Origin of the sequence: Kitasatospora sp. NPDC048298, assembly GCF_043201465.1 — a bacterium.
GTDB lineage: Bacteria > Actinomycetota > Actinomycetes > Streptomycetales > Streptomycetaceae > Kitasatospora.
In genome coordinates, this window is the sequence record NZ_JBICYZ010000017.1 from 48,422 (window position 1) to 74,022 (window position 25,601).

Consider the following 25,601-nt stretch of genomic DNA (forward strand, 5'->3'; position numbering starts at 1 on the left):
GGCGCTCTCCGACGCCAACGGGACCCAACGGGACCCAACGGGTACCAACGACCGCCAACGCGGGAGCCGCCGCGGCCGTTGGGCGGACGTTGGCGGCGGCTGGGACGGTTCTCCCGTCAGGGCGGGGCACCGGGGCCCACCACGAAGAAGTCCCCGCGGCTGCCCGCCGATGCCGTCGTACCGGAGCGAAGGACAGCGCCGTGGCCGAGGATGCCGCCGCTTCACCCGAAGGCGCCCAGCAGCGCGCCGAACACCCCGTCCAGGGCCGCCCGACCCTGGACCAGGACACCCTGGCGGAGCTGTACCGCGTGCACGGGCCGGGCCTGCTGCGCGCCATGCTCCGGGTCACCAGCGGTGACCGGGGCAAGGCCGAGGACATCCTGCAGGAGACCTTCCTGCGGGCCTGGCAGAACCCGGCCGCGATCGAACGCGGCGTCGAGGAGAGCCGCCCGTGGCTGTTCACGGTGGCCCGGCGGATCGCCATCGACCACTTCAGGACCGCCTCCGCGCGGGCCCGCGAGGTCGGGACCGGCTCCGTCGAGGAGTACGCCGGGACCCACGACCCGTACGAGGACGTGATCGCGGCCCGCGACCTGGCGACGGCCATGGCGGAGCTGCAGCCGCACCACCGCGACGTGCTGGTGGAACTGCACCTGAACGGCCGTTCGACGGCCGAGGTGGCGTCGGCGTTCGGCGTGCCGGTGGGGACGGTGAAGTCCCGCAACTTCTACGCGGTGCGGGCGCTGCGGCCGATCCTGGCGGCCCGGGGGATCCTCCCGGTCGCGGTCTGAGCCGGGAACTCCCCCTCGGGCGCGCTCCGGGGCGGGAGTTCCCCGTCGGGCCCGTCCCGCGGCGGCAGCTCCGCCTCGATCACGCGGACCCGCGCCCCGAGCTCGGCGACGCTCCCGGTGTCGCCGAGCTCCCCGTACAGCGCCACGGCCGTGCGCAGCCGCGCCGCCGCCTCGGCCGGCCGTCCGGTGGACAGCAGGAAGTCGGCGCAGCGCTGTTCGACGGCCGCCTCCAGGTGGCGGGCCGCACTGGCCCGGCAGCGGGCCGCCGCCTCCCTCCAGGCCTGCTCCGACTCCTCGACCAGGCCGAGCAGCCGCAGCGCCTGCGCCTCCTCGACGAGGGCGAGCAGGTGGAAGGTGGCGTGCGGGTGCGGGGCCAGCAGCCGACGGGCCTCGCGGGCGTGGCGCAGCGCCGTCCGCCCGTCGCCGCCGAGGTTCGCCAGGGTCGCCGCGTTGCTCAGCACCGTGGCGCCGGCCTGGTCCAGGCCCAGCTCGCCCATCCGGCGCACGGTCGCCTCCGAGAGCCGCCGGGCGTCGGCCAGGTCGCCGTGGTCGGCGAGCGCCACCACCAGCACGCCCATGGTGTAGATCTGCGCGGCCCCGTCGTGGTCGCGGGTGCGGTCGTGCGCCCGGCGGGCGAGGACCAGCGCCTCCGCCGGGCGCCGCTTGCCGCTGAGCGCCCGCGCGGTGGCGGCCTCCAGCAGGGCCGTCGCCACCGGGTCCCCGGTCAGGGTGGCCGCGGACAGCCCGTGCCGCAGGCAGTCGAGCCGGTCGGTGAGCCGGCCCGACCCGAAGTAGAGGCAGTTGGCGAGGAAGGCCAGCTGCCAGGCCCGTTCGTCCTCGCCGGCCCCGGTGGCGGCGGCCACCAGCGCGCGGACGGCGGGCTCCTCGGCGCGGAACCACTCCAGGGCCGAGCGCACGTCCGGCAGGTCGGGCAGCACCGGCGGCGGGAACCCGACCGGCCGCTCGAACTCGGTCAGGTGCGGCTGGAGCAGGCAGGCACCGGCCATGGCGGCGGCCAGGTAGTAGTCGAGCAGCCGGACCAGCGCCCGGTGCCGGTTCGCCGGCGGATCGGCGTCCAGCAGCTCCCGGCCGTAGAGCCGGATCAGGTCGTGGCGGCCGTAGCGGCCCGGGGCCGTCTCGGTGAGCAGGTGATGGGCGGTCAGGGTGCCGAGCGCCCGGCGGGCCTCGCCCGGCGGCGCGGCGAGCAGCGCGGCCGCGGTCGGTACGTCGATCTCCGGCCCGGGCGCCACGGCCAGCAGGGCGACCAGCCGGACCGCGGCCGGCGGCAGCAGGCGCAGCGTCAGGTTGAGCGCCGAGCGCACGCTCACACCGCCGTGGGCGTCCAGGGCCGGCAGCCGGGTGCGCTCGTCCTCGACCTCGGCGACCAGGTGGCCGACGGTCCAGGCCGGTTGGGCGGCCAGCCGGGCCGCGGCGATCCGCAGCGCGAGCGGCAGGTGGTCGCACAGCTCGGCCAGCCGGCGGGCGGCGGCCGGCTCCTCGGCGAGCCGCCGCTCGCCGAGGACCTGGCCGAGCAGGTCGAGCGCGTCGGTCTCGGGCAGCGCCTCCAGCCGCAGCAGGGCCGCCCCCTCGGAGACGACCAGGTCCTCCAGGGTGTTGCGGCTGGTCACCACCGTCGCGCTGCGCGGCCCGGCGGGCAGCAGTTCGGTGACGTCGGCGGCGCTGCGCACGTTGTCGAGCAGCACCAGCAGCTCGCGGTCGGCGGTGAGCGCCCGGTAGAGCGCGCCGCGCCGGACGCGGTCCTCGGGGATCTCGGCCTCGGCCAGCCCGAGCGCCCGCAGGAAGCGGCCCAGCACCTCGGCCGGGTCGCTGGGGCAGGCCGGGTCGAAGCCCCGCAGGTCGTGGTGGAGGTGGCCGTCGCGGAAGCCTGTGGCGGCGGTGTGGGCCCAGCGCACCACGGTGGCGGTCTTGCCGGCGCCGGCCGCGCCCACCACCACGGCCAGCGCGTGGTCGGGGCGTTCGGTGCCGCAGGCCTGGTCGAGCCAGTCCAACTCGGCGGCCCGGCCGACGAATCCGGGCGTGCGGCGGGGCAGCGGGCTCACGGCGGGGCGGGCGGCGGTGGGGGTGTCCGTGTCGGTGTCGGTGTCGGCGCTGACGGCCGGGGCGGGCGGGGCCGGTGGCCGGTCCTGGCGGCGGGTGGGCTCCAGGCGGTCCGGGGCGTGGCCGTGCTCGGGGGTGCGGCCCTGCTCGGGGACGCGGCCGGGCTCCGTGGCGCGGCCGGGGCCCGCCGTGGCGCGTTCGTCGGCGAGCACCGTGGCCAGGGCGGCCTGCAGCGCCGGGCCGGGACGCAGGCCGAGTTCGGCGGCGAGCCCGCTGCGCGCCCGGTGGTAGAGCCGCAGGGCCTCGGCCGGGCGCCCGGCCTGGTGCAGGCAGCGGACCAGCAGGGCGGCGGTCGGCTCCTGGAGCCATTCGGTGTGCAGCAGCTGTTCGAGCACCGGGAGGGCGGCGCTGCCCTGACCGATGCGCAGCAGCCGTTCGGCCCAGTCGTGCACGGCCTGCTCGTGGGCGCGGTCCAGCCGGTCCGCCAGGTCGCGCCGCAGTTCGGTGTCGGGCAGGTCGGCGAGCGCGTCGCCCTCCCAGAGGCGGAGGGCCTCGCCGAACAGGGCGGCCGCCGTCGCGCCGTCCGGCTCCTCGCCGGCCCGGGCGGTGAGCGCGCGGAAGCGGTGGACGTCGACCGCCTCCGGGTCGCCGTTGAGGAGGTAGCCGGAGGCCTGGGTCTCCAGGGTGAGGGAGGTGCCGTTCACGTGCTTGCGCAGCGCGGCGACGTGACCCTGGACCACGGCCTTGGCCTGGGCGGGCGGGGTCTCGTCCCAGAGCAGGTCGTAGAAGCGTTCGACGCGCACGACGCGGCCGAACTCCAGGGCCAGCAGGGCCAGTACGCCCCGGCGCTTGGCCCCCGACACGGGGATCGTCCGGCCGTCGGCGGCCCTGAGTTCGGTGGGCCCGAGCAGCCGGATGCGCATGTGCTCCCCATGGGTTCGACGACCGGCGGTTTCGCCGAGCGGCTATTTAATCATTCCTTACATACGGTAATTCTACGCGCGTCACTAGAGGTGTCCGGAGGCCTTCCGGGTCGCGGGGATGCCGTGTCCATGATGAGCAGTGGGTGAACTCCGCACGAAGCTTGGGTATTGCCCACCGGTGGTTCCGGTAGTCAATACCGAAGCGCGGCATGCTAGTTGGGTTTCCTTACCATTCCCTCCGGGGGCTTGGACGAAGATCGAACACCTTCATATCCTCGGCCAGTCCCACCCAGTCCGTCTGGTTCCGGCCAGCCCGTCCCGCCCCACCCAGTCCTCAGGCGGTCAGGAGAGAGTGTGCGCGTCCGGCTGCTCGGCCGAGTCGAAGTCCGCTGCGAACAAGGGCGCCCGGTCGTCGTGGCCGGCGCCCGCCGCCGGGCCGTACTCGCCCTGCTCGCGAGCGAGTTGAACCACCCCGTGGCCGTCGACCGGCTGCTCGACACGGTGTGGGACGGCGCACCGCCGCCGACCGCCCGGGCCGCGCTCCAGGGCCACGTCTCCGCCGTCCGGCGCGGACTCGGCGAAGGCCTCAGCCTGCTGACCCGGCCCCAGGGCTACGTCCTGGTCGGCGAGCCCGAGTCGGTCGACGCCACCCACTTCGAACGCCTGACGGCCGCCGCCGAGGAGGCCGCCGACGCCGAGCGCGCCATCGGACTGCTGCGCGAGGCCCTCGACCTGTGGGACGGACCGGCGCTGACGGACTGCGGCTCGCGCACCCTCACCGAGACCACCGGCCGACGGCTCGACACCGCGCGGATCCGCGCCGCCGAAGCCCTCGCCGGGCGACTGCTGACCGCGGGCCGCGGCGCTGAAGCCCTCACCGACCTACAGGCCGCCGTCACCGCCGACCCGCTGCGGGAGGAGGCCGCCGCCCTGCTGACCCGCTGCCTCCACCAGGCCGGCCGCACCGCCGACGCCCGGCTCGCCCACCAGCGGGCCCTGGCCCGGCTCGCCGCCCACGGCCGTACCCCGGGCCGGCCGCTGCGCGAGGCGGGCGAAGCCCTGGACGCGGTGGCCGGCGGCGCCGACGACACCGGCGGCACTGGCGGCACCGGCGGCACTGGCGGCGCCGGCACGGTCTTGGCCGGCGCACTGCGGCACGGCGCACCGCCGTACGGCGGTCCGCGGCACGGCGCCCTGCCGCGCGGTGGCGCGCTGCCGCGGCTGGGCGTCGGCCTGGTCGGCCGCGCCGCGGAACTGCGGCAGCTGGACGAGGCGACGCTGCGCGCCGAGGGCCGGCCGGTGCTGGTCACCGGGGTCGCCGGAGCCGGAAAGAGCAGCCTGGTCCTGCACTGGGCGCACGCCCACGCCGACCGCTTCCCCGACGGCCGGATCCACCTGAACCTGCGGGGCTTCGGCGAGGAGGAGCCGCTCACCCCCGCCGAGGCGCTCGCCACCCTGCTCGGCTCGCTGGGCGTCCCGGCCGAGGAGGTGCCCGAGGACACCTCCCGGGCCGCCGAGCTCTTCCACACCCTGACGGAGGGGCGCAGGCTGCTGCTCGTCCTCGACGGCGCGCGCTCCGCCGAACAGGTCGAGCCGCTGCTGCCCGCGGCGCCCGAGCCGGTGGTCGTCGTCACCAGCCGCTCCCGGCTGACCGACCTGGTGGTGCGCGAGGCCGCCATCCCGCTGCCCCTCGCCGGCCTGCCGGAGGACGAGGCCGTCGACCTCCTCGCCCGGGTCGCCGGACCGCAGCGCGTCGCGGCCGAGCCGTGCGCCGCCCGGCGGCTCGCCGCCCTGTGCGACCGGCTGCCGCTGGCCCTCCGGGTCGCCGGCGCCCGGCTGGCCTCCCGGCCCGCCTGGTCGCTGAACGACCTGGCCGAGGAGATGTCGGACCGGCACACCGGCCTCGCCGCACTCGCCACCGGCGGTGCGCTCGGCATGGCGACGGCCCTCGGCCGCAGCGTCCGCGTCCTGCCCGAGGACGCCCGGCGCCTGTTCGCCCTGTCCGGACTGCACCCCGGCGAGACCCTCGACAGCGGCGACGCCGCGGCGCTGACCGGCGCCTCGCCCGCCCGGGCCCGCGAACTGCTCGCCGAGCTGGACGCGGCGCACCTCGTCCTGGAGGCCCTGCCGGGGCTCTTCCAGGTCGATCGCCTCGCCCGCCTCTACGCCGTCGAACTGGCCGCCGAACTGCCCTGCCCGGAACGGATGGCCGCCACCCGGCGGCTGCTCGACCACGTGGTGCGGGCGGCGGGCGCGGCCCTGGACTGCGTGACGGTCGCCGTCCCGGTGCAGGGCGTCTCCGCCCGCGCGCTGGAGACCGCCGGGCAGGCACTGGAGCTGGCCCGCCGACTCGTCGACGAACTGGTCCGTCAGGTGCCCGAGCCGACCGTCCCCGAGCAGGGGGCGCACTCCGGGTCGGCGGGGCGGCTCGGGCTCTCCGGGCTCTCGGGGCTCTCGGGGCAGTCCGGGCAGTCCGTGGACGTCGAACCGGCCGTGGACGTCGAGCGGGCCGCGGACTCCGGGCGGGCCCGGCTGGTGGACCGGCTGAGCCGGACCCTCGAAGGCTTCCGGAACGAGGCCTCGGGCGAGGCCGCCGACCGTGCCGCGGCAGAGCCCGCGGCAGGGGAACCGCCGGCCGCCGAGCCCGTGACGGCGGACCCCCTGGACCGGCTGCTGGAGGAACTGGTGCACGGCGCCCCCGCGGAGCCGCGCCCGGGCGTCCCCCGGCAGGGAACGGCCGCCGACGCCCGGACCGGGCGGCCGGGCATACCCAGGCAGGGGATCGCGGCGGACGCGTGAGCCGCGCCGCCCTTGTCCCTGGTCTCCGTAGGGGGCCCAGAGCTGCAGGGCGCCCGGCAGTTGACGGGACGCCGGACCGGTCGACGCCGCGGTGAACCGGGCGGGGGTGCCATTCCGTGTCCCTCGCCGAGGACCCCCTGCACGAGGCGGTGACCCTTGGGGCCCAGGGGCCGTGCACCCGCCGCCGTACGCGGGGGCGCCTCGAACCGGCCCCGCACCCGCGGCCCCGGGCGGGACCGGGGCAACGGCGGCGGGGCCGGCCCCGTCCGCTCTCGGCCCCGTCCGCTTCCCAGCCCAGGAGATCCCTGCCATGTCCAAACACCGGCTCAGCCGCCGTCGGCGGATCGCCGCCGCCGCCACCGCGCTCGCGGCCGGCGGTGTCCTGATCGTCGCCCAGAACGACGCCCCGGCCGCCGCCACCGACCCGGTCGGCCTCAACGCCGTCTACGAGTACCTGGGCTGGGGCGACTCGGGCGACGCCCAGGACCCCGTCGAGGTGATGAAGGCCACCGGCATCCGGCAGTTCACCCTGGCCTTCCTGCTCGCGGGCGAGGGCGGCTGCGAGCCCGCCTGGGACGGCAAACGCGCGCTGACCGGCAGCGACGAGGAGACGAAGATCCGCGCCATCCGCGCCGCCGGCGGCGACGTGGTCGCCTCCTTCGGCGGCTGGGACGGCGCCAAGCTCGGCGAGAAGTGCGCCGACGCGGCCCAACTCGCCGCGGCCTACCAGAAGGTGATCGACGCCTACCAGCTGAAGGCGATCGACGTCGACATCGAGAGCACCGAGCTGACCGGCGCCGAATCCCGGCAGCGGGTCGTCGACGCGCTCAAGACCGTCAAGACCAAGAACCCGGGCCTGAAGGTCTACGTCACCTTCAGTGCCGAGGAGAACGGCCCCGACGCCGACGGCACCGACCTCATCGCCAAGGCCGCCAAGGCCGGTCTGGAGGTGGACGGCTGGGTGGTCATGCCCTTCGACTTCGACCGCCACAACGGCACCATGGTCGACGCCACCAAGGCCGCCCTCACCGGGCTCCAGCAGACCCTCGTCAAGGCCTACGGCTACGACCAGGACACCGCCTGGCGGCACGCGGGGCTGTCCTCCATCAACGGGCACAGCGACTCCCCGGACGAGGTCGTCTCCCCGGCGGACTTCCAGGCCATGCGGGACTTCGCGGCCGCCCACCACCTCGCCCGCTTCACCTTCTGGGCCGTCAACCGGGACCGCGCCTGCGGCGGGGCGTTCTCCAAGGACGCCGCGTCCAAGTGCGGCGGGATCCAGCAGAGCCCGTACGAGTTCACCAGGATCGTGGCCGGGTACCACCTCGACTCCAAGCCCTCGGACGGCGCCGCGCAGTGCCCGAGCCCGGTGCCCACGGCCACCGTCGTGGCCACGGCCACGGCCACCGCCTCGCCGTCGGCCAGCACGCGGCGCGACGCCGAGACGCGCACGCCCGCCTCGCCTGAGGCGAGCGCCTCGGAGAGCCGGCGCCAGACGGCGGTGGAGGCCAAGCACGCGACGGGCACGGCACCGGCGGACGGCTCCGACGACTCGGACGACTCCGGCGACGACAGCCCGGCGCCGAAGGTCACCACCGCCCAGCCCGCCGACCCCACCGAGCACCCGTCACCCACCAAGTCGAAGACCAAGACCCCCAAGCCCACGACCCCGGCCGCCACCGGCACCCAGACCCCCACGGCGGACTGCTCCCCGACGGCCGCCCCGGTGGTCACGGCGACCGCGACCACTCCGGCCGCGACCGGGACCTCGGCGCCGACCGGCCAGCCGACCACGTCGCGCCCCACCCAGCAGCCGACCCAACAGCCGACCCAGGCCCCGACGTCGGCCCCGCCCCAGACCCGCACCCCGGCACCGGTGGCGACCCCCACCACCCAGGCCCCGGCACCGGCGACCACCCCCACCACGGCGGACACGGCCCCCGCGTCGCCCGCCGACACCGCGGCACCGGCGGCGAGCCCCACCGCAGCACCGACCACCCCCGCGGCCGCAGCCGTGGCCGCCGCACCCGCGGCCACCCCCACCCCCAGCACGGACGCCCACGGCCAGCCCCTCGCCTCCACCGGCGGCGGCAGCGCCACCAGCGTGATCGTCGCCGGAGCCGGCGCGCTGCTGCTGATCGGCGGCGGCTTCGGCATGGTCGGCGGCCGTCGCCGCCGCACCACGGAGGAGTCGCAGTAGGACACGGCGGCCCCGTCCTGCGATCCGCAGGACGGGGCCGCCGATACCGGGGACGCCTCCCCGCCCTGGAACGGGCCCTGGACCTCACCAAGAAGGGCCCCGTGGCCCTGCTGACCGAGTACCAGACACCGGCCGCCATCCGCCGGCTGGGCGCCAAGCGGCTGGAGACCTGGCTGAGGGACCGCAAGATCCGGGGCGCCGCCGCGCTCGCGCACAGGGCCGTCGAAGCCGCCAAGGCCCCGCTGACCTCCCTGCCCGGCGAGGCGCTGGCGGCCGAGCTCGTGGCCAGGCTGGCGAAGATCGTGGAGGCCCACAACGCGGAGGTCGCCGAGCTGGACGCCCGGATCGAGGCCCGCTTCCGCCAGCACCAGGACGCCGAGGTGATCCTGAGCCTGCCCGGCATGGGCCCCACCCTCGGCGCCGAGTTCATCGCCGCGACCGGCGGCGACCTGAGTGCTTTCGGCAGCGCCGACCGACTGGCCGGCTTCGCCGGCCTCGCGCCGGTCCCCTGGGGCTCCGGCAGCGTCAGCGGCAACCTCCGCCGGCCCCGGCGCTACCACCGGGGCCTCCAACGCTCCCTCTACCTGTCCGCGCAGGTGGCCGTCTTCTTCTGCCCAGTGTCGAAGGCGTTCTACGACCGAAAGCGCGGTGAAGGGAAGGGACACAAGCAGGCCGTACTCGCTCTCGCCCGACGTCGGACGAACGTTCTGTGGGCCATGATCCGGGACAAATTGCCCTTCCAAGCCATGCCTCCCCCGTTCAGCAACAGCTTGTTGATCCCGCTCGTCTTGGCGAGTGATCTTGCTCGAACGCCACGGTCCCGTCAGCACCTGCGATGCCACCACGCCAACTCTGAGTCTGACGTCGGCTCATGATGCGTTCGTCCGAGAAGCACCGCGTCCAGGCGATCCGTCTGCACCCGGAGCTCGCCAGCAGCTCGTGGCGGAAGCATGAACAGAGCCGCTTCCAGCATGTCGCGAGCCCACCCCGCACCACAGCACGGGCAGGTGAACTCGGCCTCCCACTGCCTCCACCGGCGCTGGGTGCCGTAGACGCGTACGGACCACACGCTCAGCGCCACCGACACGATGCCCGGAGACAACCGCTCCCGCTCAAGCACACGGACTGCGGCGTTCGCCGCTCCCGAAAGACCTGGGACATCGCGATACCGCACCCAAGGCCTTCCCCAGTCGCGTGCACGCGGCCGAAGCGCAGCTGGTGTTCTACGCGGCACGGCCCCTTCGGATGCAAGTCATGGATGGCATGATCCCACACTCCGAGATCGGCCCAACAGGGCCTAGACCTGCTTGACACCGGGATTGGGAAGTTTCCAGAGGCGGAAGAAGGCCGCGCGCTGCTCGTCGAGACTCACGACCTCCTCGGGCCGTGCCGGATCGAAGACGTCGACGGTCGTGAGGGCCGCGCCCCTGGCGTTCGGATCGTGGACGTACGCCTCCGCCCGCTGGTGAACTGGCGCAGCTGCCCGGAAGCGTGGACACCGGGACGGGCCCCCTGGCAGCACAGCAGCCGGCCGTCCTGTTCCAGTCGGCGGCGAATCCGGGTGAGGCAGTCAAGGTAGTCGGTCCCGCTGATCTCGGTCGGCGAGCCGTCGTCGAGCAGCGCGACGACGGTGGCGGCCGGCGGACCGAGGCGAATGACGACGGGCCGAAGGACGCCGTCCGGGTCCACGGTCCGAAGGCTCACCTCCTCGGCCCACCTCGGCGGGGAATCACTACTGTCCTTCTCGAACCGGTCGCTCATGTCGGCCATGATCGCTGGAGGACCGGCAACATCGAACGGCCCCGTCCCGCGGATCGCAGGACGGGGCCGAAACCGGCAGGGGTGCTGCTCAGTCGAGGCAGAACTCGTTGCCCTCGATGTCCTGCATCCCCTGGCACGACTCGTTCTGGCCGTCGGCCAGCAGCAGGGTGCCGCGCACCGCGCCGAGGGCGACCAGCCGGGCGCACTCGGATTCGAGCGCGGCGAGCCGCTCCTCGCCCACGAGCCCGGTGCCCACCCGGACGTCGAGGTGGACCCGGTTCTTCACGACCTTGCCCTCGGGAACGCGCTGAAAGAGCACTCGCGGGCCGACACCTGACGGATCGGTACAGGCGAACCAGTTCACCGGCTCCTCGGACTCCTCCGGCGGAGGCGACGCGACGTACCCCAACACCTCGGCCCAGAAGTGGGCGAGGCGCACGGGGTCCGTGCAGTCGATGGTGACCTGGAAGTTCCTGACCGATGCCATCTGGCCACCGTAGCAAGGGGCACCGGTGCTCGACTCGGGGTATATAGCGGCAGGTTGGCGCGCAGAAGGGGACGAATGGAGCGGCCCCGCCCCGCGCGTCGCGGGACGGGCCCGAGACCGGGTGCCCTCGGGCCGTTCAGAACGCGTCATCGGGCGCGTAGCGGAGGAACGCCTCGGCGGCGGCCTGGGTGTAGAAGCGCATGATCCGCTCCGAGGAACCCGGCACATGAACGTGCTGGTGCCGGTCGCGGTCCCAGAGGGCCCAGCACTCCAGCAGACGGAAGTGCGGGCTCTTGGCGTCGATCAGGTGGATTTCGTAGCGCTCCTGTCGGGGCGTCGGTTCGGTGCTCATCGGCGGGTCACCTGGACGAAGCCGCCGGCCCTCTCGACCTGCCTGGCGAACTCGCGGTACTCGCCGTCGATGGGGGAGACGGTCGCCTGGGACGCGATCAGGATCGCACCGGCGCTCTTGTCCTTGATGGTCTGCAGCGCGGCCCGGAGGAGGGGGCGCTGCTCCGGGCACTTCTCCAAATCGTCGTCCACGATGGTCAGGGAGACCTGCCATCCGAAGGCGAGCGCGTAGTCCTCACAGCTCCGCATCTCCAACTCGGGGAACGCGACACTCGTCTTGGCGAGGTAGATCACCACCGTGAAGCGCTCGGTGTCCTTGGGGGCGACCTCGACTTGGTTCCGGCGCGACATCAACGCCCGCTCCTCTCCGTAGTGAAACGGCTACCGTGAGCGCCAACTGTCCTCTAGGCTTGGGATCCCTTCAACCTGTCAGACGTGCTTGGAGAGGTGCCTGTGAACAAGGTTGAGCTGAGCCCCGACTCTGGCCCTTCGGCGAAGTTCGGCATCTTTCTTCGAGGCTTGCGCGAGGAGCGAGGCTGGACCCAGGACGACGTGGCACTTGCGATTGGTTATTCGCCAACGCATGTGTCAGCCGTGGAAACTGGTCGGCGCCCCCCAACCGCTCGCCTTGCACGCGAACTTGACAAGGCATTTGGGTTGGACCGGGTCTTTGCGCGGAAGGCGCTCGATTACAAGGACTCGGCGATTCTCGAAGGCTTCCCCGACTATGTCGCGCAGGAGTCAAAGGCCACCGAGGTGCGGTTGTTCACGCTCGGCATCGTGCCGGGCTTGCTCCAGACCATGGCCTATGCACGAGCCATCGCGACGGCTGCCGTTGAACGGGACAACATCACTCAGCAGCAGGCCGACGAGAGGGTGGCGTACTTGGCTCGGCGACAGGCAAACCTCCGCCGCGAACCCTCACCGGTGATTCATGCGGTGTTGGACGAGAGCTGTATCCGGCGTCCGGTAGGCGGGGCTGAAGTGATGGCCGCTCAACTGGATCACCTGGTGGAGTTCGCCAGGATGCCGCACACGGTGCTCCAGGTGGCTCCGTACGCCATAGGCGAAGCAAGGCCGTTCGACCTTCCGGTGAACATCCTCACTCTCGCCAACCGATCCCTGATGTCCTACGCGGAGTCTGCACAGCAGGGGCACTTGGAGCGGGACAGCGACGCGGTTCGGCCTACGCTCACGGCCTACTATCAGCTACAGGCCCTCGCACTCTCGCAGGCGGAGTCTGTGGCCCGGATCAGCCAGCTAAGAGAGGAACTGCCGTGATCGCCGAACCGAGTTGGTTCAAATCCTCGTACAGCAGCAACGGCGGCGATTGCGTCGAGGTTGCGGGCAACTTGGTCGATTCTGTCCGCGTTGTCCCTGTCCGTGACTCCAAGGATTCCGGGGGGCCGGCTCTGGTCTTCCCGGCTGAGGCCTGGGCGGCCTTCGTCGCCGCCGTTCGTAGTGGTGAGTTCGGCGCGGTGTGACTGCACGGGCCGCCCCGGCCGTTTCGCGGCCGGGGCGGCCTCTTCAGGTCACGGCCGGCAGGTGACGCGTACGGGGGCGGCGGCGATGTGGGCGTGGGTGGGCTGGCCGGAGCCGGTCCAGTCCTGGCCGCGGTTGTGGAGGCGGATGACCAGGGAGCCGCCGGTGGGGCGGAACGTTCCTGCCTCGACCCAGCTGCCGCGGTGGCCGATCTGGTCGACGGTGAAGGAGCCCAGGTCGGCTCCCGCGGTCCCGGCCACCGTGTAGTAGGCGGGCGCGCCGCCGACCTGCTGGATGGAGCCGGAGGCGGGGACGTACACCGAGACGCCGCAGCTCGTGGCCGCCGCGCCGACGTCGAAGGTCCACAGGGCGTAGGTGCTGTTGTCGTCCTTGTTCCTGTCACCGGACATGGGCACCGCCTCGTAGCGACCGTCGCAGGAGTCGCCGGTGAGGCCGCCGCTGTTGACGGTCACCCAGCCGTCCGTTCCCTGGCGGAACGCCCCGACCTCCTGGAAGTGGCCGCCGGGGCCTGAGCAGCCGAAGCCGGCCACGGCCTGGAAGGCGGGCTGCGGGGCCGGTGCGGCGGGTGCGGGCTGGGCGGGCGCGGCGGGTGGTGCGGCCGGGGCCGGGGGCGGGGCGGCCTGCGGGGCGGCGCTGGTGGTGGGTCGGGTGGCCGGGGGCGGCGGTGTCGTGGTGGGGTCGGCCGTCGGGGAGGGGGGTGTCGACTCGGTGGCCGTGGGGCTGGGGGTTTCCGTGGGCGTGACGCCGGCCGTGGTGGGCGGGTCGGTGGGGGCGGGGCGGTGCCGGCCGTGGCTGCCCAGTGAGGAGCTGGCGTCGGGTGCGGTCGCGGCGGCGGGGTCGCCGGGGGTGGCGTCGGGTTTGAGGAAGGGGGCGAGCAGCAGCAGGACCGCCCCACAGCCCATCGCCGCCACCATGGTGACGCGCCGGGCGTCCCAGGGCCTGCGGGTGCCCGGTCCGAGTGGGCGGCGGGCCGGGAGCCGGAGCGCCGGCCGGGTGGCGATCCGGCGGGCGGCCGCGGTGCGGGCGGCCGTGCCGAGCCCGGCGGCGCGCTGCCTGGCCTGGCGCAGGGCGGTGCGCAGCCGTTCGGCGGAGCCCGGGCCCGAGGGGGCGACCGGTTCGGCGTTCACCCACGGCAGTTGCAGGCCGGTGGCGGGCGGTGGGGTGTCGGGCGAGCCGCTGTGCTGTTCGGTCACCGCGGGCCCTGCCCGTCCGCGAGGAGGGCCGCGTCGGCCGGGGCGCCCGCTCCGGGCAGCAGTGCCCGGACCCCGCTGCGTGAGGTGCCCGAAGGCCGCTGCGCCGGGTCGTACGCCACCGCGGGTTCCGTCCGCTCCACCGGGTGCGCCTGGACGGGGTTGGGCGACGGCGGTGGGGCCAGTACCGCGAGGGCTCCGGCCACGGCGAGGCCGAGGGCCGCCGCGGTGCAGACCAGGGTGGTCCGCCGCCGTTTCACCGTACTGGTCACGTTCGTCACTCCCGTTCGGGCCGGATGCGGGCGGCCGCAGCGGTGTGCGGGCCGGGATTCGCCACGCTGAACGGAAGCCGTGGCCCGCCGGGTTCAGACCGGACGCGGGCGGGTCGAACCCGGGAGGGGGTGCCGTCCGTGCTACCGACTGAGGCCGGTCGGCAGCCGGCCCGAAGGACGGACGAGGAAGAGGACAGCGATGGCCTGGTACCAGGGGTCGAGCCGGATCACGGTGACGGCGGTGGAGGGGCGGTTCCCGCAGCGGGCGGTGGTGACCGTCCGGGGTGCCGCTGCGGTGGAGATCCCCGGTGAGGTCGGTGCCGTCCACTTCGTCGAGGCGGACCGCTGGGAACTCGACCTGGAGCACCGGGACCAGGGCGGCTGGTGCCCCAACGTCCGTGCCGTCCAGGGCCGGTGGCAGGAGATCCGGGGCGTGCTGACGCAGGTCGTGCACAGTCGCAACCGCGACCAGGCCGGTGACCGCCAGGACCGCAACCTGGTACTGCGGATCGAGCGGGTCGAGCCGGACGGCGACGACCCCTCGGCGGTGCCGGGCGCCCCCGCCGTACGCCGCACCAGCGCCGCGCACAACGCTCCGGCGGTCTCGACGGCCCCGGGCGTGCGGACGACCGCCTCGGGCTACGGGGCCGACTTCCTGCGGCCCGCCGCCCCGGGCGGCCGGATCACCTCCACGGGCGGCACGACCCAGCCGGCCACCGCGCCCCGCACGACTGCCTCGACGACGTCGACCGCCTCGACCACGCCCTGGGGCTGACCGGCCCCGACCCCGGTCACGGCCGCAGGCGCGCCAGCCTGGCCTGCACCAGCTCCACCTGACGGGTCATCCGCCCCTGCTCGGAGGCGAGTTCCAGGGCCCGCTCCCAGTGCCGGCGCGCCTCGGCGACCAGCCCCCGGTCGTCCATCACCTGCCCCATGAAGTCGGCGAAGTCGAACTCCGCGTGGGCCTGGTTGCCCTGCGCCCGGCCGAGTTCCAGCGCCCGGTGGATCTGTTCGACGGCCTCGTCGGTGCGGCCCAGGGCGCGCAGCACCTGGGCGTAGGTCTTGGTCGAGATCACCAGGTACGGGTCGGACTCGCGCCCGGCCAGCAGCTCCAGGGACTCCTCGATCGGCTCCAGGCCCTCGGCGGCCCGGCCCGCCCGGTACAGGGTGTGCGCCAGGTTGTTGAGCGCCTGGGAGAGCAGTCGGGGATCGCCCAACTCGCGTGCGTGGGCCACCGTCTCGGCGAAGCCCGGCAGGGCGGTGCCGGGCTCGCCGTGGTCGTCCGCGAAGCTCGTCCGCATGCTGAGGTAGCGGTGCCGCAGCACCGGCAGGCTCTGCGGGTCGGCGACGGCGACGGCGCGCGCGGACTGCTCCAGGGCCTCCGGTCTGCGGCCCAGCCAGCCCAGCGAGAGGCTGTGGTTGGAGTACAGGTGCGGCCAGTTCGCGGCGGTGCCGGCGCTCTCGGCGGCGGTCAGCGCCTGCCGGGCCGCCTCCTCCCAGGCGCGGAACAGGCCCGCGTCGAGGTAGAGGTAGCCGGCGTTCTCGACCAGCCGGCAGGCGTGTTCGTGGGCGTCCCACCGGCAGGCCAGGGCGATCAGGGCGCGGACGGCCGGCTCCTCGGCCCGGAACCAGGCCAGGGCGTCCGCCGAGGTGGCGAACCGCGGGGCGCCGCCGGTCGGCGGGTGGGCCGGGAGGTGGTGGCGGGCGTCCGGCCGGGCGAGGACGAGTCCGGCGGCGGTGGCGGCCAGGTAGTGGTCGACCAGCCGGGCGAGGGCGGCCTCCCGGGTGGCGTCGGGCAGTTCCTCGGCGGCCTGCCGGGCGTGCAGCCGCACCAGGTCGTGGCGTTCGAAGCGTCCGGGCGCGCTCTCCTCGACCAGGTGGGCCTGGTGCAGCAGGTCCAGCGCGGCGGCGGCCGTCCGCCGGTCGGTGCCGGCCAGGGTGGCCGCCGCGGCGGTGTCGACCTGCTGGCCGGGGTGGACGCCGAGCAGCCGGAACAGCGCGACGGCCGGCTCGGGCAGCGTGCGGACCGTCAGTTCCAGGGCGGCCGCGACGCTCAGCGCGCCCTGGGTGGCCAGCGCCGCCAGCCGGGAGCGCTCGTCGGACAGTTCGCCCGCCAGGGTGGCGACCCGCCAGTGCGGCCGGGTCGCCAGCCGGGAGCCGGCGATCCGCAGCGCCAGCGGCAGCCCCTCGCACAGGCCGACCACCTGCTCCGCCGCCTCCGGTTCGGCCTCCAGTCTCGGCCGGCCGGCGACCCCGGCGAGGACCCCGAAGGCCTCCTCGGCCCGGAGCGACTCCAGGGACAGCGCCCGCGCGCCCTCGACGGCGAGCAGCCCGGTGAGCCGGTGGCGGCTGGTCACCACCACGACGCAGCCGGGCTCGGCCGGCAGCAGCGGGAGCACCTGCTCGGCGTCCCGGGCGTTCTCCAGCACGAGCAGCACCCGGCGGCCGGCCAGCAGCGTCCGGCAGGCGGCCAGCAGCTCCTCCCGGTCGGCCGGGAGGGCGCCGTCCTCGGCGCCGAGGCCCCGCAGCAGTTCGGTGAGCGCCTCCTCGGGGCTCAGCGGCGCGGTCTCGTCGAAGCCGCGGAGGTTGACGCCGATCCGGCCGTCCGGGAAGGCGGCGGCGTTGCGGTGCGCCCAGCGCAGGACGAGCGCCGTCTTGCCGACGCCCGCCGGGCCGGTCACCAGCAGCAGCCGCCGTCCGCCGTCCGCCGGTGTGGTCGGGCCGCCGTCCGCGCCGCTCTGGCGGCCCAGCCAGGCCAGTTCGGTGTCCCGTCCGACGAAGCGGCCGGGCTCGCGCGGCAGTCGGGCCGGTGCGGCGACGGGCCGCGGCCGCGGTGTGGGGCGGATCTGGGCGAGGGCCTCCTGGAGTGCGGTGCCGGGGTCGATCCCGGCCTCCTCGGCCAGCCGCCGCGCGGTCGCCTCGTAGAGGGCGAGGGACTCCGCGGTCCGGCCCTCCCGGTGCAGGCAGAGCATGGTGAGGCGGACCAGCGACTCGCGCAGCGGGTGCCCGGCCAGTGCTTCGGTGAGTTCGCCGGTCAGGTCGGCGGCCCCGCCGGTGCGCAGCAGCCGTTCGGCGAGCTGTTCCAGGGCCTCGATCCTGAGCGTCTCCAGCCGGGCGGCCGCGCCCTCGCGCAGCGTGGTGGAGCCGCAGTCGGCCAGTGTCGGGCCGCGCCGCAGCGCGACCGCCTCGCGCAGCAGCGGTACGGCCGCCTCGTCGGCGGTTTCGGTGCGGGCGCGGTCGAGCAGCCGGTCCAGCCGGTGGGCGTCGATCAGGTCGGGGTCGGCGCGCAGCACGTAGCCGGGGGCGCGGGTCTCCAGGTGCAGACCGTCGCCGAGCAGGGCGCGCAGTCTGGCGACGTGGCCCTGCAGTGCGGCGCGGGCGGTGGGGGGCGGGGCGTGGTCCCAGGCGAGGTCGAGCAGCCGCTCGACCGGGACGACGCGGTTGGCGTCCAGGGCGAGTGCGGCCAGCACGGCGCGGCGCCGGGCGCCTCCGATATGGACGGCCGCGCCCTCGGGGGTCCGCAGCTCCAACGGTCCCAGCAGCAGAATCCGCACGTCGCACCTGTGGTCTTGTCGGTCCTCGGCCCCCCTCGGGCCTGCACCTTATCGGGCCGTTCACGGCGGCGGCGGGGGGAGGGCGGCGGCCGGCGCCCCCGCGGGGAGGGGCCGGCCGTCACCGGGGGCCAACGGGCTTACGGCAGCCAGTAGTTGCCGGAGACCACGATCATCGACTGGAGCTGGACGCTGCTCCCGTAGTAGAGGGAGGAGTCGATCGGCGTCGAGACCAGCTTGCCCCACAGGGCGTCGAGCCAGGCCTGGGAGTTGGGGTCGGTCATGGCGGTGACGGCGAACGGCGCGGTGAACGCCATGTCCTTGCCGGTGTCGAAGGCCGAGCCGTTGAGGTGGTAGCCGGTGACGACGCTGCCCGCGTTGCCGCCGGTCTTGGTCCTGATCCAGGAGTTCAGCTTGCGCGCCGAGGCGAGCGAGGCGGGGTCGCCGCTGGTCACGGCGTCGGCGCCGATCCGCCACGGGTCACGGCAGGCGTTCCAGCCGTAGTCGCCGTCGTTGGGGCTCTCCAGGACCTGCCCGGTGGCGGGCTTGGGGGTGGTGTTGGTGTTGACCACGAAGTCGGCCAGCAGGCCGGTGCCGGAGGCGTACGTGGACTGCTGGGAGGTGATCAGGTTCTGGTGGGCGGTGCGGATGGTGTCCCAGGCGCTGTCGCCCGTCGCGGTCCTGAAGGCGCGGAAGTGGTCGATCATCCAGTCGGAGGAGCGGGTGACGTAGTACAGCGAGTCGCCGGAGCCGGACCAGTCGCCGAGCCGCGTCAGGTGGGTGGTCGGGTTGATCTCGCTCGCCTTGATCGCGTTGATGTGCCTGACCGCGAGGTCCTTGTAGTCGTACGTCCCGGTGGAGCCCCACTGCCGGTCGGCGAGCAGCAGCCCGTAGGCGACGTCGAGGTCCCCGTCGGTCGCCGAGTCGGAGCCGTTGACGCTCTTGCAGGAGGCGTCCTGTTCGGCGGCCAGCAGGTTGGCGTTGTTGACCGACGGGTGGGCGAGCATGTACTTCACCAGGCCGTCGAAGGCGGTCTTCGCGTTGGCGTCGGCGCCGGCCATCAGGGCGGTGATCACCATGCCGTAGCCCTGCCCCTCGGCCACGTACGGGTGGTCGGCGTCGGGGGAGATGACCTGGTACCAGCCGTTGCCGCAGTTCTGCTTCAGGAAGGCGGACTTCCAGGCGTTGTACTTGTCGATCACCTGCTGGTCGATGGTCGCCTGGGCGCCGCTCGGGCGCAGCGTGCCCGCCGCGTACGGGAAGGTGTGGCTGCCGAAGGGGACGCCCGGGCCGCCGGAGGTGGACTGCGGTGTGACGTCCAGGTAGTCGGCGTTGGGGCCGCCGCCCGCGCTCAGGGCGGTGGCGCGCACGGTGTTGGCGCCGGCGGTGAGCTGGACGGTGAGGGTGGCGTTCGCCCAGGTGTCCCAGCTGCCGGTCGCCGGGAACGACTGGCTCGCGGCGGCGACCGCGCCGTTGACCCGGATCTCCATCGGGCGGTCGGCGGTGGTGCCGTTGGCGTAGTGGAGGGTGATCGTGGCGGGGTCGGCGGTGGCGGCGGTGACCGTCCACTCGACGTAGCTGCCGGCAACGTTGGTGTAGTCGACGAAGCCGCTGCCGGAGAAGCCGGTGTGGTTGGTGGCGACGGCGCCCTGTGAGACGAAGGCGTTCTCGGCCTCGTAGCGGGTCGCGGCGGCGGTCGTGGTGGCAGTCGTTGCGGCGGCGCTCGCGGCGCTCGCGGCGGGCAGCAGGGCCAGGACGGTGGGGGCCAGCACGGCGGTGGCGAGGGCACTCTTGAGTCGACGCATGTCTGCTCGATTCTCTGGTCGTGCGGGGGAGTGCGGTTCAGGATCGCGACCCGACGGGAGCGCGTCAATAGTCATAGTTAGGAAAGTTTCCAAAAGTCGTCAGCCCGGCGGGCGGTGGCACTGCCGGTGCTGTCGGTGCCGTCGATGCTGTCGGCGCACCATTGGGAAACTTTCCTAACCAAACTCATTGACCCTGGCGCCCGGTGCCCTGATTCTGTGAGGCATCTGACGGATCGACGAAAGTGAGTTGGCGTGCGCACGACCATTGGAGTCCGTCTCACCGCCCCGCTGCTGGCCGCCGCCCTCGGCCCGGCCGCCCTCCTGCTGGCCCCCGCGAGCTCCGCGACGGCGGCCCCCTCGGCCTTCGCCGCGGCGGCCGTGCCCGGGATGGCCGCCGCGCCGTACGAGTACCTCGGCTGGGGCAACCCGCAGAAGCCGACCGACGTGATGAAGGCGACCGGCGTCAAGTGGTTCACCCTGGCCTTCATCCTCTCCGACGGCGGGTGCAACCCGAAGTGGGACGGCAGCCGGGCGCTCACCGGGGGCTCCGACGAGGCCGCCATCAAGTCGATCCGGGCGGCCGGCGGTGACGTCGTGATCTCCGTCGGCGGGTGGAGCGGGAACAAGCTCGGCGAGAAGTGCTCCAGCGCGAGCGCGCTGGCCGGCGCCTACCAGAAGGTGATCGACGCCTACCATCTGAAGGCGCTCGACATCGACATCGAGAACACCGAGTTCGGCAACGCGACGGTCCGTCAGCGGGTGGTCGACGCGCTGAAGATCGTCAAGACCAGGAACCCCGGCATCGTCACCTACGTCACCCTGGGCACCACGCCGACCGGCCCGGACGCCAACGGCAAGGACCTGATCAAGCGGGGGGCGGCCGCGGGCCTGGCGAACGACGGCTGGGTGGTGATGCCCTTCGACTTCGGCGGTCACAGCGGCACCATGGGCCAGGCCACGGTCAGTGCGCTCGACGGGCTGAAGGCGGCGGTCAAGAGCGCCTACGGCTACACCGACGACGTGGCGTACCGGCACATCGGCGTCTCCTCGATGAACGGGAAGACCGACGAGGCGGGGGAGACCGTCACCACCGGCGACTTCCGGGCCATCCTCGGCTACGCCCAGCAGCACCACCTCGCTCGCTTCTCCTTCTGGTCCGTCAACCGCGACCGCGCCTGCGGCTCCGGCACGGACGCCGACGCGTGCAGCGGCGTCGCGCAGTCCCCGTACGACTTCACCAAGATCGTCGTCCAGTACCAGGGCTGAGGCGGCCCCGGTGGCCGTGGGCGGTGGGGCGCCCGCGGCCGTGCCTCCTGTCGGGCTCGGCGGTGTCGCCTGTCGACTGTCGGCTGTGTCGCTGGTGTCGGCTGTGTCGGCCGTGTCGCCGGTGAAGGTGGCGACGCACGCCCTGAACGTGTCCACATATGTGGAATCTATTCGTGTTTTTGGATAGCCATTGACCTGGTGAACGCCTGTCATCACCATGTTGGGCGGCACCCGGTACCTCTCCCCCCACTGCTCTGGAGGTCCCTTGTCCACACGACCCTTCGTCGCACTGACCAGTGCGACGGCCCTGCTGCTGGCGTCCGGCGTCATCGCCGTCGCCGCCGGCGCGTCCCCTCCCGCCGGGGCCCCGGCCCAGGCCGCGGCGGGCGCGGCGCGGACCGCGCTCGACCTGTCGAAGGCCAACCGGCGGGCCCCCGTGGCCGGTCTCTACGACTGGTCGAAGGCCGGCTACCGCGGCGGTGCCGACCTGCCCGGCGACTCCGAGACCACTACGGACCCCGCCTGCCGGATCACCCCGGCGACGCTCGCCTCGAAGTACGGTGTCAAGCCGGACGACGGGGCGGACGACTCGGCCGGCCTCCAGGCCGCGATCGACGCCGTCCGCGTCACCTGCTCGCCGAGCGCGGGCTACGGCAGACTCTCACTGATCACCCTGCCGGCGGGCACGCTCAACCTCTCCCGGCAGATCGGCGTCGACGCCGACTACCTGATCCTGCGTGGTGCGGGCAGCGGCGCGGGCGGTACCCGAATCGTCTTCCACCCGGACGCGAACACCCGTTACGACACCCTCACCCCGGACGGCTCCGACTGGGACGAGGACGCGATGACCTCGGGCGCCGGCAAGGGCGGCTGGATCTGGCCCGGCCGAGGCGTCTTCCGCGTCCAGTCCCGTGCCGTCCACCAGAGCTACGCCTCCGACTACGCGGCGGCGCCCGCCAACCGGAAGGACCTCTTCGAGGGCACCGTCAACGTGCACTGGAAGGCCGGGGTGAAGCTGCGGGAGAAGACCGGCGACCCCGGCTTCGCCGCCCGGACCGGGGACACCGTGGTCCCGTTGGCCGCCTCGGGCGCGCTGACCGACCTCAAGGTCGGCGGCCTGGTCAACATCCGGGCCGCCAACTCCCTCAAGTTCTACGCCCAGCAGGACATCCAGCCCGTGGACGGCCCGCTGCTCAACATGCACATGCGCCAGCAGATCTTCACCGTCAAGGCCGTGGACACCTCCAACCGGACCGTCACCCTGGACAAACCGCTGGAGTACGACGTCCCGGTCACCTCGGTCTCGGACGGCTCCGGCCCGATCGACGGCGCGGTGTACGACTCCAAGGCGGCGCCGCTCGTCGACCCGGTGGTCGGCGTCGGCTTCGAGGGATTCTCGCTCACCCAGGACATGCCCGGCCTCGACCCGGCGGACGCCGTGCACGACTACGGCAACATGTCACCGGCCGACGAGATCCACGGCATCGTCTTCAAGTGGGCGGCCGACTCCTGGGTGAGGGGCATCCGCACCGAGATGACGGGCTCGCACCCGATCGTCACCGAGGAGGCCTACCACCTGCAGATCGTCGGCAACCAGCTGGACGGCTCCTGGAACAAGGGCAAGGGCGGCAACGGCTACTTCCGCGGCTCCCGGGTCTGGGACTCGCTGTACGCGGGCAACACCTCGCGGAACCTGCGGCACTTCACCTTCCAGTGGTCGGCCTCCGGGAACGTCGCGATCGGCAACGACTTCGACTCGGACGTCAACCTGCACGGCGGCTGGGAGCGCAACAACCTGGTCGAGCTGAACACGGTGACCGTGCCGTACGAGCACCGCTCCGCCAACTGCCGCTCCAACTGCGGCGAGGAGGGCGGCGGCGGGCCGGACGCGTCGACCTGGTTCCCGATCTGGTGGGGCGCGGGGAAGAAGGCGGTGAAGTGGTCGGGCTCGACCGGACCGCGCAACGTCTTCTTCAACAACGCGATGTCCAAGCAGGCCACGGCGGGCGCCGGGTACACGGCGTACTACCCGGACCGGCACCGGGTGTACCAGTTCGGCTGGACGGGCACGGCGTTCCGGCACCTCGACCAGGGCGGCACCCCGATCCCCGACTGGGCCGGCCGCGAGCAACTGGACTACACCGGCGGGCACGGGGTCGACGCGACCCGGACGGACACCGCGGAGTCGCTCTTCCTCAAGTCGGTGGCCGGGGGCGGCCCGTCCCCGACGGCCTCGCCCACGGCGTCCCCGACCGCGTCCCCGACCGCCTCGCCCACCGCCTCGCCGACCGGGAGCCCGTCCCCGACGGCCTCCCCGACGGCCTCCCCGACGGGAACGCCCGGCGGCTGCCTGACCGCGCGGACGGTCCGGACCTCGGTGTGGGACAGCGGTTACGGCATGAACGTCTTCGTGAAGAACAACTGCTCGACGACCACGCACGGTTGGGCCGTCGCCTTCGACCTGCCGGCCGGGACGACGGTCTCCGGCAGCTGGTCCTCGACCCGGACGCAGAGCGGGCAGCGCCACACCTTCACCAACGTCGCCTACAACCAGGACATCGGCCCCGGCCAGGAGGAGGACTTCGGCTTCAACGCGGCCGGCCTCGGCCTGCCGTCCGGCTGCACGGTCAACGGCGCGCCCTGCGACGGCGGTTCGGGCCCGGTGACGCCGACGGTGACCCCGACGGGCTCGCCCACGGCCACGCCCACCGCGACCCCGACGTCGAGCCCGACCGCGACCCCGACCGCCACGCCCACCGGCCCGACCGGTGAGGTGGTGGACGTCGCCACCGCCGCCCAGCTGAGCGCCGCGCTGTCCTCCGCCGCGCCCGGGCAGACGATCCGACTGGCGCCGGGCGAGTACCACGGCGCCTTCCTGACCCGGCGGGCGGGGACGGCCGTCGCGCCTATCACCCTGACCGGTCCGCGCACCGCCGTGCTGGTCAACGACGGGCCCTCCGGTGACGCCCCGGACTGCCCGGCGCCCACCGCCGGCTGGGACTCCGGCTACGGGCTCTGGCTCTCCGACGCGCCCTACTGGAACCTGACCGGCTTCACCGTGAAGGACTCCAAGAAGGGCGTGGTCCTCGACGGTTCCCCGCACGTGGTGATCGACGGCCTGTACGTCCACCACATCGACGAGGAGGGCGTCCACTTCCGCCGCTCCTCCGCCGACGGGGTGATCCGCAACTCGGTGGTCGAGTACACCGGCCTGGTGCAGCCGGGCTACGGCGAGGGCGTCTACCTCGGCTCGGCCGGCTCCAACTGGGCCTGCCACGGCAACTCCGGCGGAGTGGACCGCTCCGACCGGGTGCTGGTGGAGAACAACCGGATCGGCCCGTACGTCGCGGCCGAGGCCGTCGACGTCAAGGAGGGCACCGCGGACGGGATCATCCGGGGCAACACCTTCGACGGCCGCGGGATCTCCGGTGAGAACTCGGCCGACTCCTGGGTGGACGTCAAGGGGAGCGGCTACCGGATCGAGGGCAACCGGGGGAGCTTCGCCGGCCCCGGGGTCTTCGCCAACGGGTACGAGACCCACAACCCGTCCACCTCACCGTCCTTCGCGAACGGCTGCGGCAACGTCTGGCGCGGCAACACCTCGGACCTCGGCGGCGTCGGTGCCTATGCCGTCAAGGTCACCTCGACCTCGGCCTGCGCGGGCCGGCCGAACGTGGTGTACGCCTCGAACACGGTGACCGGGGCGGTCTCCGGGCTGACGAACATCCCGGTCACGCCCTGATCCCGCCACGCCCTGATCCCGCCGGCCCGGCCGGCCCCGGTGGACCCGCCGGGCCGACCGGGACCGGCCACCGGTCGGGTCATCTGATCCCGTGCCGGCGGAGGGTCGCCGCGAGGGCGGTGGTGTGCGCGACCACCGCCTTCGACACCGTCTCGACCCGCTCGAAGGTGGCGGCGTCCGCCGGCATCGAGCAGCTGATCGCATCGGTGGCGGGGATCCGGTAGGGGACCGGGGCGGAGATGCACGCGATGCCCTCGGTGCCCTGCTCCACCTCCAGCCCCCAGCCGCGGTCCCGGACCTCGGCCAGTTCGGCGTGGAGCAGGTCCCGGTCGGTGATGGTCTCCTCGGTGAAGGCCGCCAGCTTCCGCGGGAGCACGGCGTCCACCTCCCCGGTGGTCAGCTCGGCGAGCAGGGCCTGCCCCAGCGCGGTGATGTGCGCGGGCAGCCGGCGGCCCACCCGGGAGATCACCCGGATGCTGTCGCGTGACTCGCGGCTGGCCAGGTAGAGCACGTACGCCTCGTCGCGCCGGGCGAAGTGGACCGTGAAGCCGATCTCGGCCCGCAGGTCCTCCAGCGCGTCGAGCGCGTACGGCAGGGCCGGGTCGCGGTCCAGGTAGGCAGTACCGGCCAGCAGCGCGTGCGGGCCGACGCCGAACGCGGAGCCTCCCTCGTCGGCCTCGACCCACTTGAGCTCGCGCAGCGTGCGGACCAGGGCGTGCAGGCTGCTCCTCGGGTAGCCGAGCCGTTCCTGCAGCTCGGAGAGGGTCAGCCGGGTGGGGGAGGCGGCCAGGGCCTCCAGGATGCGCACCGTGCGCTCGGCCGACTTGACCGTGGCGACGTCCGACTGGGCTGGGCTCATGTCCACCGTCCCGTTGGGTGCTTCAGGAGTGTTGACGGTCATG

At 73.8% G+C, this 25,601-nt stretch carries 17 protein-coding genes and 1 pseudogene; 9 read left to right on the forward strand and 9 right to left on the reverse strand.

Features of this window, described 5'->3' with window-relative positions; translation table 11 throughout:
• Window positions 1-200 precede the first annotated feature (200 nt).
• Entirely contained in the window at window positions 201-791 is a 591-nt protein-coding gene (locus ACGF0D_RS15940; RefSeq protein ID WP_392870736.1) for a sigma-70 family RNA polymerase sigma factor, read from the forward strand.
• On the opposite strand, the gene ACGF0D_RS15945 is transcribed toward ACGF0D_RS15940, so the two are convergent.
• The gene (locus tag ACGF0D_RS15945; RefSeq protein WP_392916480.1) at window positions 728-3,772 is read right to left on the reverse strand and encodes a BTAD domain-containing putative transcriptional regulator; all 3,045 of its coding nucleotides are present in this window, start codon (window positions 3,770-3,772) and stop codon (window positions 728-730) included. The two genes, ACGF0D_RS15940 and ACGF0D_RS15945, sit on opposite strands and share 64 nt — an antisense overlap.
• A gap of 354 nt (window positions 3,773-4,126) precedes the next feature.
• Between ACGF0D_RS15945 and ACGF0D_RS15950 the strand changes: the two genes are divergently transcribed.
• From ACGF0D_RS15950 to ACGF0D_RS15960, 3 genes and pseudogenes are all read left to right on the forward strand, one after another.
• On the forward strand, window positions 4,127-6,571 hold the full coding sequence (locus ACGF0D_RS15950) for a BTAD domain-containing putative transcriptional regulator (protein WP_392916483.1): 2,445 nt from the start codon (window positions 4,127-4,129) through the stop codon (window positions 6,569-6,571).
• A 310-nt stretch (window positions 6,572-6,881) separates the two neighbouring features.
• The gene (locus ACGF0D_RS15955) at window positions 6,882-8,771 is read left to right on the forward strand and encodes a hypothetical protein (protein ID WP_392916486.1); all 1,890 of its coding nucleotides are present in this window, start codon (window positions 6,882-6,884) and stop codon (window positions 8,769-8,771) included.
• Window positions 8,772-8,821: 50 nt separating this feature from the next.
• Window positions 8,822-9,499: pseudogene (locus ACGF0D_RS15960) on the forward strand (transposase); the annotation flags it as partial.
• 1,121 nt (window positions 9,500-10,620) lie between these two features.
• On the opposite strand, the gene ACGF0D_RS15965 reads toward ACGF0D_RS15960, so the two are convergent.
• The 3 genes from ACGF0D_RS15965 to ACGF0D_RS15975 all read right to left on the reverse strand — a co-directional run bounded on the left by ACGF0D_RS15965 (window position 10,621) and on the right by ACGF0D_RS15975 (window position 11,721).
• Window positions 10,621-11,019 carry a VOC family protein gene (locus ACGF0D_RS15965; protein ID WP_392916489.1) on the reverse strand — a complete coding sequence of 133 codons (399 nt, stop codon included), beginning with the start codon at window positions 11,017-11,019 and terminating at the stop codon, window positions 10,621-10,623.
• Window positions 11,020-11,155: 136 nt separating this feature from the next.
• A complete protein-coding gene (locus ACGF0D_RS15970; protein ID WP_392916492.1) occupies window positions 11,156-11,371 on the reverse strand; it encodes a hypothetical protein in 216 nt (71 codons plus the stop codon).
• Complete coding sequence (locus ACGF0D_RS15975; RefSeq protein ID WP_392916494.1) at window positions 11,368-11,721, reverse strand: hypothetical protein; 354 nt, start codon at window positions 11,719-11,721, stop codon at window positions 11,368-11,370. The genes ACGF0D_RS15970 and ACGF0D_RS15975 overlap by 4 nt, the downstream gene beginning before the upstream one ends.
• A gap of 102 nt (window positions 11,722-11,823) precedes the next feature.
• Here ACGF0D_RS15975 and ACGF0D_RS15980 point away from each other — a divergent pair, with 102 nt between their 5' ends.
• Both ACGF0D_RS15980 and ACGF0D_RS15985 read left to right on the forward strand, forming a co-directional pair.
• On the forward strand, window positions 11,824-12,651 hold the full coding sequence (locus ACGF0D_RS15980) for a Scr1 family TA system antitoxin-like transcriptional regulator (RefSeq protein WP_392870760.1): 828 nt from the start codon (window positions 11,824-11,826) through the stop codon (window positions 12,649-12,651).
• Window positions 12,648-12,854 (forward strand): DUF397 domain-containing protein, encoded by a 207-nt coding sequence (locus ACGF0D_RS15985; RefSeq protein WP_392870763.1) that lies wholly within the window; start codon window positions 12,648-12,650, stop codon window positions 12,852-12,854. The genes ACGF0D_RS15980 and ACGF0D_RS15985 overlap by 4 nt, the downstream gene beginning before the upstream one ends.
• Window positions 12,855-12,902: 48 nt before the next feature.
• Here the strand turns inward: ACGF0D_RS15985 and ACGF0D_RS15990 are convergent, their stop codons facing one another.
• A complete protein-coding gene (locus ACGF0D_RS15990) occupies window positions 12,903-14,066 on the reverse strand; it encodes a hypothetical protein (RefSeq protein WP_392916496.1) in 1,164 nt (387 codons plus the stop codon).
• Window positions 14,063-14,335, reverse strand: coding sequence for a hypothetical protein (locus ACGF0D_RS15995; RefSeq protein WP_392916499.1), 273 nt, complete (start codon window positions 14,333-14,335; stop codon window positions 14,063-14,065). Before ACGF0D_RS15995 ends, ACGF0D_RS15990 begins: the two co-directional genes overlap by 4 nt.
• 199 nt (window positions 14,336-14,534) lie before the next feature.
• Here ACGF0D_RS15995 and ACGF0D_RS16000 point away from each other — a divergent pair, with 199 nt between their 5' ends.
• Window positions 14,535-15,110 carry a hypothetical protein gene (locus ACGF0D_RS16000; RefSeq protein WP_392916502.1) on the forward strand — a complete coding sequence of 192 codons (576 nt, stop codon included), beginning with the start codon at window positions 14,535-14,537 and terminating at the stop codon, window positions 15,108-15,110.
• 16 nt (window positions 15,111-15,126) lie between these two features.
• Here ACGF0D_RS16000 and ACGF0D_RS16005 read toward each other — a convergent pair whose 3' ends face one another.
• Window positions 15,127-17,889, reverse strand: coding sequence for a BTAD domain-containing putative transcriptional regulator (locus ACGF0D_RS16005; protein ID WP_392916505.1), 2,763 nt, complete (start codon window positions 17,887-17,889; stop codon window positions 15,127-15,129).
• A 137-nt stretch (window positions 17,890-18,026) separates the two neighbouring features.
• Window positions 18,027-19,691, reverse strand: coding sequence for a glycosyl hydrolase family 8 (locus tag ACGF0D_RS16010; RefSeq protein WP_392916508.1), 1,665 nt, complete (start codon window positions 19,689-19,691; stop codon window positions 18,027-18,029).
• 252 nt (window positions 19,692-19,943) lie between these two features.
• On the opposite strand from ACGF0D_RS16010, the gene ACGF0D_RS16015 reads away from it, so the two are divergent.
• Entirely contained in the window at window positions 19,944-20,957 is a 1,014-nt protein-coding gene (locus ACGF0D_RS16015; RefSeq protein ID WP_392916511.1) for a chitinase, read from the forward strand.
• Between the two features lie 265 nt (window positions 20,958-21,222).
• Window positions 21,223-24,699 carry a cellulose binding domain-containing protein gene (locus ACGF0D_RS16020; RefSeq protein ID WP_392916514.1) on the forward strand — a complete coding sequence of 1,159 codons (3,477 nt, stop codon included), beginning with the start codon at window positions 21,223-21,225 and terminating at the stop codon, window positions 24,697-24,699.
• 79 nt (window positions 24,700-24,778) lie between these two features.
• Here ACGF0D_RS16020 and ACGF0D_RS16025 read toward each other — a convergent pair whose 3' ends face one another.
• Window positions 24,779-25,600 carry an IclR family transcriptional regulator gene (locus ACGF0D_RS16025; protein ID WP_392916517.1) on the reverse strand — a complete coding sequence of 274 codons (822 nt, stop codon included), beginning with the start codon at window positions 25,598-25,600 and terminating at the stop codon, window positions 24,779-24,781.
• Window position 25,601: the final 1 nt, after the last annotated feature.

What these genes read in the sequence shown, in the direction of transcription:
- ACGF0D_RS15970 (WP_392916492.1), bottom strand. Translation starts at nt 11,371, where the DNA reads ATGAGCACCGAACCGACGCCCCGACAGGAGCGCTACGAAATCCACCTG.
- ACGF0D_RS16025 (WP_392916517.1), bottom strand. Translation starts at nt 25,600, where the DNA reads ATGACCGTCAACACTCCTGAAGCACCCAACGGGACGGTGGACATGAGC.
- ACGF0D_RS15955 (WP_392916486.1), top strand. Translation starts at nt 6,882, where the DNA reads ATGTCCAAACACCGGCTCAGCCGCCGTCGGCGGATCGCCGCCGCCGCC.
- ACGF0D_RS16000 (WP_392916502.1), top strand. Translation starts at nt 14,535, where the DNA reads ATGGCCTGGTACCAGGGGTCGAGCCGGATCACGGTGACGGCGGTGGAG.
- ACGF0D_RS15965 (WP_392916489.1), bottom strand. Translation starts at nt 11,019, where the DNA reads ATGGCATCGGTCAGGAACTTCCAGGTCACCATCGACTGCACGGACCCC.
- ACGF0D_RS15975 (WP_392916494.1), bottom strand. Translation starts at nt 11,721, where the DNA reads ATGTCGCGCCGGAACCAAGTCGAGGTCGCCCCCAAGGACACCGAGCGC.
- ACGF0D_RS16010 (WP_392916508.1), bottom strand. Translation starts at nt 19,691, where the DNA reads ATGCGTCGACTCAAGAGTGCCCTCGCCACCGCCGTGCTGGCCCCCACC.
- ACGF0D_RS15945 (WP_392916480.1), bottom strand. Translation starts at nt 3,772, where the DNA reads ATGCGCATCCGGCTGCTCGGGCCCACCGAACTCAGGGCCGCCGACGGC.